Annotated in this window: 8 protein-coding genes and 7 tRNA genes; 1 reads left to right on the top strand and 14 read right to left on the bottom strand. The window is 41.0% G+C overall.

The genetic code is table 11. The features are described 5' to 3' along the window. Positions 1-89 precede the first annotated feature (89 nt). The 4 genes from ACTQ1L_RS14885 to ACTQ1L_RS14870 form a co-directional block, all read right to left on the bottom strand. Positions 90-1,133, bottom strand: coding sequence for a DHH family phosphoesterase (locus ACTQ1L_RS14885; RefSeq protein ID WP_441368004.1), 1,044 nt, complete (start codon positions 1,131-1,133; stop codon positions 90-92). Between the two features lie 72 nt (positions 1,134-1,205). Next, entirely contained in the window at positions 1,206-3,143 is a 1,938-nt protein-coding gene (locus ACTQ1L_RS14880; RefSeq protein ID WP_441368003.1) for an LTA synthase family protein, read from the bottom strand. 145 nt (positions 3,144-3,288) lie between these two features. Continuing rightward, positions 3,289-4,224: a D-2-hydroxyacid dehydrogenase gene (locus ACTQ1L_RS14875; protein WP_441368002.1), complete on the bottom strand. Its 936-nt coding sequence runs from the start codon at positions 4,222-4,224 to the stop codon at positions 3,289-3,291. Between the two features lie 473 nt (positions 4,225-4,697). Continuing rightward, complete coding sequence (locus ACTQ1L_RS14870; RefSeq protein ID WP_441368000.1) at positions 4,698-5,741, bottom strand: aldose epimerase family protein; 1,044 nt, start codon at positions 5,739-5,741, stop codon at positions 4,698-4,700. Between the two features lie 334 nt (positions 5,742-6,075). Here ACTQ1L_RS14870 and ACTQ1L_RS14865 point away from each other — a divergent pair, with 334 nt between their 5' ends. Further along, positions 6,076-6,633: a hypothetical protein gene (locus ACTQ1L_RS14865; RefSeq protein WP_441367998.1), complete on the top strand. Its 558-nt coding sequence runs from the start codon at positions 6,076-6,078 to the stop codon at positions 6,631-6,633. A 643-nt stretch (positions 6,634-7,276) separates the two neighbouring features. Here ACTQ1L_RS14865 and ACTQ1L_RS14860 read toward each other — a convergent pair. The 10 genes from ACTQ1L_RS14860 to ACTQ1L_RS14815 all read right to left on the bottom strand — a co-directional run bounded on the left by ACTQ1L_RS14860 (position 7,277) and on the right by ACTQ1L_RS14815 (position 11,054). Next, a complete protein-coding gene (locus tag ACTQ1L_RS14860) occupies positions 7,277-7,855 on the bottom strand; it encodes a hypothetical protein (RefSeq protein ID WP_441367996.1) in 579 nt (192 codons plus the stop codon). Positions 7,856-7,905: 50 nt separating this feature from the next. Then, complete coding sequence (locus tag ACTQ1L_RS14855) at positions 7,906-9,627, bottom strand: AAA family ATPase (RefSeq protein WP_441367994.1); 1,722 nt, start codon at positions 9,625-9,627, stop codon at positions 7,906-7,908. 84 nt (positions 9,628-9,711) lie between these two features. Then, positions 9,712-10,086 (bottom strand): hypothetical protein, encoded by a 375-nt coding sequence (locus tag ACTQ1L_RS14850; protein WP_321112148.1) that lies wholly within the window; start codon positions 10,084-10,086, stop codon positions 9,712-9,714. Positions 10,087-10,336: 250 nt separating this feature from the next. Further along, positions 10,337-10,409: transfer RNA gene (locus ACTQ1L_RS14845), tRNA-Lys, on the bottom strand. 14 nt (positions 10,410-10,423) lie between these two features. Beyond that, positions 10,424-10,496, bottom strand: a tRNA-Phe gene (locus tag ACTQ1L_RS14840). A gap of 19 nt (positions 10,497-10,515) precedes the next feature. Continuing rightward, a tRNA-Met gene (locus ACTQ1L_RS14835) sits at positions 10,516-10,589 on the bottom strand. 29 nt (positions 10,590-10,618) lie between these two features. Further along, a tRNA-Tyr gene (locus ACTQ1L_RS14830) sits at positions 10,619-10,700 on the bottom strand. A gap of 29 nt (positions 10,701-10,729) precedes the next feature. Then, positions 10,730-10,802 (bottom strand) — tRNA-Thr (locus ACTQ1L_RS14825). Positions 10,803-10,827: 25 nt separating this feature from the next. Then, a tRNA-Val gene (locus tag ACTQ1L_RS14820) sits at positions 10,828-10,900 on the bottom strand. Positions 10,901-10,980: 80 nt separating this feature from the next. Then, positions 10,981-11,054, bottom strand: a tRNA-Asp gene (locus ACTQ1L_RS14815). Positions 11,055-11,170: the final 116 nt, after the last annotated feature.

The raw sequence follows: 11,170 nt of genomic DNA, 5'->3' as shown, positions 1-11,170 counted from the left end.
TCGAGTTTCTGAATTTACTGATGTAAGATTTATTTTTTCCATACGTCCATTATATCAGAAACAATCACAAATTCATACTATAAGTTGTGTTATTTAATAGCCAAAGTAATATCGTTTAAATAATCAAAAATCCTCTCTTCCAATAATGATTTGATTGCAGAATCCGAAGGACGTTTGTGTGTACCATCGCTACTGTACTGAAATCTTGGTGTCACGTCTTTTTCTCTGCAGTAGACATTATAGATGTCTATCAGCAGCTCCATCGGAATAAATCCACCGGCCTTGTAATAATGTCCTCCACCGGATCCTATGTCCCTGCACACTTCCTGCGCCATTTCGCTTGCGCTCACCTCTTTTATACAGCTTCTAAACGAAAGCTTCACTCCATTCTTAATCACTGAAAATACCATACATATGTCAATAGCATCCACCTCCAGCACAATATCGCTTATGATGCCGAGTACATTCGGGTCACATGCACCTGCCTTTACGACCGCCAGACGATATTCCTCTATATAATCGCGCCCCAGCAATGCTGTTGCGGCTATGTCCAGCTCCTCAAGTGACATGTTGGCATTTCGGAATTTGGCCACTATAGTGCTGTCAAAATCCGCCTCATCACGCAGATCCCTATCAAGCGAATGTGTTATCTCGGTAAATTCTCCGGTATCGGTGTAAAGTCCATAATACAGCGCTGTTGCCAGCTTTCTCTTTATCTCTACACCCTCCTCACGCAGCATATCCCACACGATTGTCGCACATGAGCCCATATAGCTCATGACGCGGTTCATAGCAGGAAGCTCTCCCGATACTCTGTGGTGATCTATGACAGCCACATTTTCTGCCTTGAAAAATGTGACGTTCCCACCACCGTACTGACAATCGACAGTCACAAGCATCTGTGGATTGTCTAAAAAATCCACATGCTCTATCGATATGCCAAGACTGTCTACCATAAGCACCAGATTGCTCTTGTGTATGATATTCCTGCCTCCGTATACAAGCCTGGGACTTTTTCCATTCATCCTCAGGTATTCATAGACTCCAAAGCCGCTTGCCAGTGCATCTGCGTCCGGATTATCATGACATTGCACAATTATGTTATCAAATTGTAATAAATCACTTAGCTTCATTATTAGCTCCCTGAATAGTTATATTAATTCATTTTCTCATATGTGTATTTATGGTTGCTTCAAATCATCACATTATTTCATGTACGGAAACAGCAGTGAACTTCTGTCCTTCTCGTCAAACATCGAATTGTACTGCAGGATATTGTATGCCTTTATCCATTTTGCCTCGTCTCCTGTTGCCTCATCCACATGCATAAAACACTCATTCTTTTTCGAATAATAGCCCCTTGAATTTATCGCCGGAATCTTCTCCATCAGCTCTGCGAGGAACCGGTTGTATGCCGGCAAATCTATGTTGGCTCTCTCAAGCGTCAGTGTGGACAGATAGTTGAGGCTCGTCACATCAACTTCCTGTGCATCCGTCTCGTAATTGGTCCATATGAAAAACGGCACCTTGTACAGATTCTCAAGCTCCTGCTCCGTAAGTCCGGAATTTCCCTTGCCATTTAAGAGCTTGATAAAATCATTGCATAATCCCGGCTGATGGTCACCGAAAAACACAATCTCTACCGGATCATCCACACCCTTAAAGTATGTGATGAGATTTTCGAGCGCCTTGTCACTCTCATTCAAAAGTGACAGATACTGGTTCGCATCGGTGTATGACGCTCCAACCTTGTAAACCTCCTGGTTGAAGTTGTCATATCTCTCACCGTAGCCACCGTGGTTTTGCATAGTGACTCCCATGATGTAAAGCTTCTCGTCATCGCTCTTTTTCTCGTATCGGTCAATGATCTTATCATAGAGCTCCTGGTCAGTGATATATTCCCTGAGTATCTTTGTCTGGTCAAAATCATCTATAAAGTAAGTCTCATCATAGCCCAGATGCGGATAAACCTTGTTCCTGCTCCAGCCTGTCGCATAGTACGGATGCATCGCAACCGTCGTATAGCCGATATTCTTCAGGTTTGAGACTATGGATGTCGGGTCATCATTTATATACTGCTGATAAACCACCGAGCCATCCGGCAGAAATGCCATCGAGTTTCCTGTCTCAAATTCCCACTCAGAGTTTGGCGTCTTCGCACCGTACACGGACGAAAGAGCATAGCCTTTAAGCGTATTTTCACTCAGCGAATCCATAAACGGCGTGACCTGCGTGTTGGTCTCAAAATCTCCCACCACCGACAAATCCGCAAACGACTCATTCATGATAACAATGATTGTCGGATTTTTCGCATCAGACTGCGAATATGCGCCGTCCGTTTCCTTGAAATTGCCTGCTATCTTGTCAACTGCTGCCTTGCTGTAACCATCAGGTGCCTTCACAAAGCTGTCCCTTATGCCGAGCACAAAGTTCAGCAGATAGCCGTTTCTGTACGTGCCCTTTTTCTCCCAGGTCTCGGTGTTCAGTGACATGGAATTCATGATGACATACAGCACGCATATTATTGTGAGAAGAATCGAAATAATTCTCATATGGATAGCCGACTCGAACTGCACTTCTATGCGCCTTACCAGCACTATATACAAAACAGCCGCCAGAATCACATACAAAAACTTGTAGTCTATGACAAATTTGTATTTTGTCACGACAGAAAGTCCTGTTCCCACTGACTTCAAATCCGCATACGTAAACTCATTACCACGGAATTCATAGACAAAGTAATCTATAAATCCAAACGCGAGAATGGCAATTGATGCTATGGTACATGTCAGCCTCGTGTTGTTTGTGATAAAAAGTATCACCAGATATATGGCGAGCGCCAGAACCACATTCACCACGCATACCATATCGGTGGTTTTCACAAAGTCCTCATCTGTCAGCAGCACATACTGCACCGAAAAAACAGATAGTATTGCTCCGATGGTAAGCAGTATCGCGGCCCAAAGCCACGACAGCTTCACCGGAAGCTCCAGCTTCACATTTACAAGTCCAAAATATACTGCCGCAAACAAAAGAATCACCCACCAACTTGCCGATGTAAAGTAACCTACCAGCGCGGCCGCCACTGCTGCAATTCCAAAATGTATGTTGTTTTGTTTTGTTATCTCAAATTTGATGCTCATTTCTGCCTCTTAATATTGCTTCTTAATGTTGCTTCTTAATGCTTCCTCTTAATGTGCCTCTTAATGCTTCCTCTTAAGACTTTCTCTTAATGCTTTATCTTAAGGCTGCCTCTTAATGTTGCGATTTGATTTTAAATTATATTTCCTAATTAGCAAAGAAGTCCTCAATTTGACTGTATATAATGTGCATCAGATTTGTTCTTGCCTCAACGCTTGCCCACGCAATATGCGGTGTGATAATCAGCTTGTTTGAATCCTTTATCGCACGGAGCGGATTGTCCTCACTCATAGGCTCCTGCGCCAGCACATCAAGACCTGCCGCCGCCAGCTCTCCATCCATAAGCGCCTGTGCCAGATCCGCTTCATTCACTATAGGACCTCTGCCAAGATTTAAAAATATCGCAGATCTTTTCATCTTTTCAAAAGCAGCCTTGTCCATCAGACCAAGTGTATCATCCGTGAGCGGTGCATGCACCGACACGATATCAGACGTGGCAAGCAGAGTATCAAAATCCACCCTCTCGTAGCCCGGCTGCGAATTTCTTCCTGATGTAGAATAATAAACCACATGGCAGCCAAATGCCTTTGCGATATCAGCCACGCGTCTTCCGATATTTCCAAGCCCCATGATGCCCCAGGTCATACCGCTAATCTGGTGAAACACATTGGAAAAATGCGTAAACGACGTATCACCCACATATTTCTCGCTCTTCACATAATCATCATAATATCTCAGCTTCTCAAGCAGGTAAAATAGCAGTGCAAACGTATGCTGCGCCACGGTCTCTGTAGAATACCCTGCAACATTTCTCCATTCAATGCCTCTTTTTGCCAGATATTCTTTATCCAGATTGTTTGTGCCTGTTGCAGTCACACATACGAGCTTTAAATTTTTTGCCTGTCCTATAGATTTCTCATTTACCTCGACCTTATTTAAAACAATCACATCAGCATCCCTTGTGCGCTCCGCTGCTTCCTCTGTTGTCGAAAAATCATATTTGACAACCTCTCCGAGCTTGTCATATTCGGAAAGGTCGATGTCGTCACCAATTGTTTTGGAATCTAAAAATACTATTTTCATGGTTTGTTTCCTCTGTGCTATATATTACTTTTTTATATGATGGGACTTCGCACCTGCAGGCTGTGAGGGTGCGCCGGACATATGGTATATTCCTCAGAAATATATGAAGTCAGCCACAAAATATATCCGGATAGTCTGTTTTATCAATCTACTTTCTATCGTTACCGAGGTTTAATGGAACCTTGTGGCAGTTCATATATATACATATAAATGTACACATAATTGTACACATAAATATAAATATATTTATACCACATTTCGGGAAATAAAGCCACTGTATCAGTATTTGATTAAACAAAGCTTAAGAAAGCCCACCATATTAATGATAAATTTCATCAATATGGTGGGCTTTAACCTATTCTGTATCTCTCTTATGTTGGCATTTAGTATGATTAACTATTTTAAATCGTAACTATTCAAAACCACTGAGAATCGGAAAACCGATGCATCATACTTGCATGCAAAGCAGCATTTTATCTCACAGAAAATTTGTAATCTGTCTCTGTGTGGTATGTATCGCCAGCCTTTGTAACAGGTGTACTGAAGTTGGTCTCATTTATTGAGTTTGGATAAAACTGTGTCTCGAGGCAGAATGCATCGCGGTTATTGTATTTGACTCCGCCCTTGCCTTCCTGTCCCACGATAAAGTTGGCAGTATAAAGCTGGATTCCGACACAGTCGGTGTATACATCCATCTGTATGCCACTCTCAGGAGAGTATGCTGTTGCGACCTTTTCTACTCCCGGAGCGGTCTTGTCTATTGCAAAATTGTGGTCATATCCGCTTCCATAGTGAAGCTGTGTATTATTTGCCTCAATATCTCTTCCGATTGGCTTAGCCTCTGTAAAATCAAATGGAGTACCCTCAACCGGTGCAATCTCACCTGTAGGAATAGCCTTGGAATCCTTTACAGGTGTGTAATGCTCAGCATTTATCTGCAATGTGTGAGTGTATACGCTTCCTGATGCATGACCGTTCAGATTGAAATAGCTGTGGTTTGTCATATTGAAGGTAGTTGTCTTATCTGCCTTTGCATTGTATATAATAGCGAGAGCATTTTCCCCTGTCACCTTAAATGTCACATCAACGACTGCATTTCCCGGGAAGCCCTGCTCCAAATCTGCATCCTCTATCTCAAAGGTAATCTCATCTGCCTTCTGCTCCTTAACAGTCCAGAAGCGCCTAGAAAAACCATTTGATCCACTGTGAAGACTGTTCTCATTGTCATTAGCCTCAAGCTTGTATTCCACTCCATCAATATTAATCTTTGCATCAGAAATTCTGTTTGCATATCTACCGACAGTAGCACCAAAATAGCAATCCTCCTTCTCGTATGACTTCACATCATCATAGCCGAGAATAACATCTCTCTCATTGCCATCCCTGTCCTTTACAAAAATAGATACAACTGCAGCGCCATAGTCTGTCAAAAGTACTCTCACTCCACTGCCATTGCTGATTTCGTAAAGCGATGCCTCCACTCCTTTTGATGTTGTACCGAAAGCTTTTTTACTCATGCCCCATATCCTCCTTTGGTTACATTATGTTTGTTGCATTTTTTGTAACTTTATGTTTGTTACATTTTGTTTTAGTACATTATGCTTTTTACATTATGTTCTGTTACTCTTTGCTTGGTAGCATTTCGATTGCATAATCGCGTTTTTCTTATTCTACGCATTCCTTTATATTTTACTTCTTTTGATCGCATAAGTAAACTTTTTCGTGCAAATATCCGATAAAATATTTATAACAATTATTTAAGTGCGATTATACGTTCAAAATAAAACCTAAAATCGTAGTTATAACGCAATTATTTTAAACTTTAAATTTTAAAATATAAAGAGGATTAACATGAGTACACGAGTAAGTTCAGCAACAAATCTTTCAGCAACATATTTTATGAGAAATTTTTATTCAAACAACCGCGATGCCATGAAATCATCCAAACGCAAAGAATATAGTGTTACAGAGCTCGCTTACGATGATTCAACCGCCCTGCACCGCGCAGCTAAAAAATTAAAGAACTACAAGTATTCGGACGACGAAAATACGGATAACATCCGCGGAACAGTCATGGCTCTTGTTGACACATACAACAATTCCATTGATTCTGCCTCAAACAGCAGTTCAACCTCAATGAAGCGTTATGCCAAGCAGCTCAAAAAGCTCGCAGGCAAATACACCGACGAGCTTGAGAACATTGGCATCACAATAAACAAGGACGGTACTCTGAAAGCTAATGAGGAGCTCGTCAAAAAAGCCGATGCAGACACTCTTAATTCTCTGTTCGGAAATGACAATGACTTCACAAGCAGTCTGTATCGTGTCTCACGCCAGATGAGCAGCTCGTCATATGATGATTACTACACATCTCTGCGGGCAGGAAGCAATATAAATCTGACGGTGTAAATCTAATGATGTTTTTTATAATGTAATTTTAGCATTTCAACTGTAGAATTTCGACTTTGCAAAAGAATAATAGATAATAAATATTTGGCTGTCTTTTTCTTAAAATATAGTAAAAAAAAGACAGCCATCGTTCTGCTGTCTTTTAGGAGAAGGTATTTTACTATGGGGATAGTAAAAAATATATAATGTATTGGGGGGTTTTTACGGTTATTATAGTATCACCTTGACCTCTGAAAGTGTTAACAAACATGCACAAATTTTCAATTATTTTTTGTGCAGTTTTACTATTTTTTGTATTGAAGATGAACTATCTTTTTAGTCGGATAGAGTGTTGCTACAAAATCCATATCAAATTACGTTGTCCGGAGCTCGAACCCTCCGATTTCTTGCATTAAAAAAACCTCTCTTGGAGCAATGTCATTAAGTTAAGATGACCAATCAAGATCTTAGCATCAGAAATGATGCTAGGGTCTTTTTATTTTGTAATAAATACTTGACATATGATTCGAAATGTGCGGCCGCTTTCGCTATTGAATGATAATGAGGTAGCGAAAACGGAAATGTGTTTTATAATTATGTCAAAATTCTTAACTTAATGACTTTGCTTGAAAGAGCTCTTTTTTATTGCTTTATAACACTTCAATTATTGAATCACTCCATAAGCCTTTTGCGCCTTCACAAAGCTCCTATCCTTCACCGCCAGTATAATCACAAAAATTACATCAAGCGTAAAAAAGAACTGGAATATGCCTGCAAATACAGACAGCACCTTTCCTTGTACTCCCTCACAGCATGCCCTTACAATATAGGCAATTGAAAAAGGCGCTGCACCTAACAATCCCAGCCAGCCAATAGCTGATAGCACAATTGCAACAGTAGGACCTATAAATATCATGACAACAACCGGTGTTAGCATTAAGAGAAGTGCCACTATAATGCAAAACCCGCCTATTACATAAAATGGTATTAATGCATATTTGATAATACTTGTACAAATTAGCAGCTGTACTCTGCTTATTCTTTTCCCAAGGATAAGCACCACGGCCAGATTAATCAGTCCCAAAACAATCGGCAACACAATTATCCAGCCTGCATCAAAGCTGTCTGTTGATTCCTGCATATTGCATATTATCCAAAATAAAACCAGCATCATGTACATGCCAAGCACATATATAACAGGAACTATGTAAACAGCTCCTGATACTTTATTTGATTCATTCATTAATAATCATCCTTTCTTTTATAAACATTCACATCCTAATCATTTAGCTCCTACAGCCTCTCTCCTGCTACCCTGCATCTCTTCCTGCAAAATGCAATGCCGTAAGCTAAAATATCACACCTGCCCTCATCGCGGAGAGTCTCATCATACCTCTTCTCCTTTATCTGAGCCATCGCAGCATCGCAAGCTGCGTCAAGTTTCTTAAACTCCTTAGCATATTTTACCTCGATAACAATTCCTAAATCAGGATTCTCAGGCTTTATAAGTATATCACTAAAGCCATCACCTGACTCACGATTGGACCTAATAAGCCATTCCGGATTGCTGCCACGAAGCAGACCCAAAAGCAGACCATGATAAAAGTTTTCCTTCATGTCATCAGGTGCCTTTGTATCGAGTATACTTATCATACGTCCCATCACAATATTGAGCTGCCTCGCAAGAATCGTCTCGTCTTTATCTAAAATTGCCTTTGATAAAAGCTTCATCGTATCATTGTCATTTGCAACAACTGCCTTAAACCATTCCTGAATCTGCAGCACAAATACCTCACGTACTTCTTTGTTGGGTATGATAAGCTTATAAGCGTAGCTTTCGCTATCCGCAAGCTTTACTTCCCCTACTTTGGTAAGGTAGCCTGTAGTAAAAAGCACACTCCATATATTGTCAATGCTGTTCTCAATCTCATCATATGTCAGATCCTGGCGGATCACCTTTTCAATCGCCTCACCTGCAATCAGACGCTCAATCTCATCCTTTGTCGATGAATCAGCCCTATTGATAAGACGCCTCACCAAACTGTTCCCACTACTGTTTATCCAATATGTCTGAGGCTTTGCATCACCGTCATCACGCAGATGATCCGCATGATTAATCACATCCCACGGACAGTAGACATCTGCCCTGCCGAAGTGATATCCGTCATACCACTCCTTTACCTCGTCAAAATGCGAATCCATTCCATAATCAGACAGCAGCTTTCTCACCTCTTCATCAGTAAAACCGAACTGCTCATCAAAACGCAAATCTGTAATCGACATTACCTTGAAATTGTTGAGTCCCGTAAATATGCTTTCCTTTGATATGCGAAGGCATCCTGTCAGCACCGCGAACTGTAAAAATTCATTAGTCTTTAGTGCCTGCCCGAAAAGACCTCTGATAAGCGAAACCATTTCATTATAATAACCATTCTGAAAGGCTTTATCGAGCGGTACATCATACTCATCTATGAGAATAACTGTCTTTTTTCCATAGTGCTTATACAATAGCTGCGAAAGAAGCTGTAATGAAGATATGAGCTTTTCCTTGTCAAAAGCAAGCCTGCCATTTTTCATAATTGTAAGCCCTTTATATTGTTCCCGCTCAATCTGTGTAAGCTTATCACTGTCAGCCAGAAATGAAACTCTGTTTACCTCTTTTCCCATAATCCTGACAAATGCTTCAAAGGCTTCTTCATACGTTAATCCCTCCACACCCTTAAGCGAAAGAAAAATAACCGGATACTTTCCCATGTACTCATCGCACAGTTCTTTATTACCTGAAATATATAAGCCATCAAATAAAGCTTCATCTGTGCCAATGTCAAAAAAGCTCTTAAGCATGCTCATATTAAGAGTTTTTCCAAAGCGGCGCGGACGTGTAAAAAGCGTCACCTCACTCCAGTTTAATAAAAGCTGCTCAATAAGTCTTGTTTTATCAACATAATAAAATTCCGATTCCCTCAATTTCCTAAAATCATCAATTCCAACCGGTAACTTCAAAGTATTTGCCATAAAAGCCTCCACAAAAATAATCCGCTATACTTAGCTATAGTATAGCGGATTAACCGTCAAAATACAATCCATGATTATGGTACCTTATTCTGCCTTCTCAACAGATATTATCTTTCCCTCAAACGGATCCACCTCTGAAATAGTTCCGGTATACTTTACAGTCACCTTATCTCCGCTTGCGACACTCTCAAGTCCGTCAGGCTTTTCATCGAAGGTAAAGCTGTATGGTGTATCCTTGTCATCAGTCACTACAAACATGAAGTCCTTTATGTCATCGATTGTTCCTGTAAGCTCCTTCTCTTCCTGTGAGCCCTTTTCACCTTCGTCTTTGGTCTCAGCCTGCTTTGCATTTTCGGTGCCTGCTGCCTTATCCTGCTTTGTAGTACTCTGCCCACAGCCTGCAAACAAGCCTGCGCAAAGCATAGCTCCTATTACAATTGTTATCAGTTTTTTCTTCATTATGATATACCTCTTTATTTATTGATAAGCACTCCTATGAGTACGTTTTCTAAAGAGTACTATCCTATCAGCCTAAAGTAAATAGAATACATAAAATATTAAAGAAATCTTACGAATTACTGCTTTTTTGAGCCTCTTGCCAGCCTTGCGGGATACCATTTTTCAAACACGTTGTCCGGAGTTCAATTCACCATATATCAATAGAAGAAGAAAACCACCACTCTTACCAGTGATGGTTTTCTTTTTCTAATGAGACATCGGGGATTCGAACCCCGGACAACTTGATTAAAAGTCAAGTGCTCTACCACCTGAGCTAATATCCCATAATAAATTAAAATGCCCAGTTCCGGAATCGAACCAGAGACACACGGATTTTCAGTCCGTTGCTCTACCAACTGAGCTAACTGGGCACAATGCTTACGCATCGAGTTGCGGGAATAGGATTTGAACCTATGACCTCCGGGTTATGAGCCCGGCGAGCTTCCAGACTGCTCCATCCCGCGATAGTATTTAGTTACTCTATAAAGAGTAATGGGCAGAGATGGATTCGAACCATCGAAGCAAGTTGCAGCAGATTTACAGTCTGTCCCCTTTGGCCACTCGGGAATCTGCCCATAATACAATTCAATATTAAATTGTATAAAGCCGATGATCGGACTCGAACCGATAACCTGCTGATTACAAATCAGCTGCTCTGCCAATTGAGCCACATCGGCATAACTAATAAAACAATTAGTTAAATGGGACCTACAGGGCTCGAACCTGTGACCCTCTGCTTGTAAGGCAGATGCTCTCCCAGCTGAGCTAAGATCCCACGCGATACTTGTAGCGAGTGTTAAATGAAATTCATATGATTTAATCGTCATACAATCATGAATAAAGACTCACTATAAACGACCCAGACGGGACTCGAACCCGTGACCTCCGCCGTGACAGGGCGGCGCTCTAACCAACTGAGCCACTAGGCCATATAAAGGTTTGTACCTTCAAAACTTCATACAAATCCGATTTGTTTTTCTCCGTTATTAACCAGATTAAGCCCTCGACCTATTAGTAACAGTCAGCTCCACATGTTGCCATGCTT

Source organism: Agathobacter sp. LCP21S3_B2 (genome assembly GCF_052118705.1).
Lineage (GTDB): Bacteria > Bacillota > Clostridia > Lachnospirales > Lachnospiraceae > Roseburia.
Note: the sequence above shows the minus strand (reverse complement) of the source record. Positions and strands in the feature narration are given on the sequence as shown.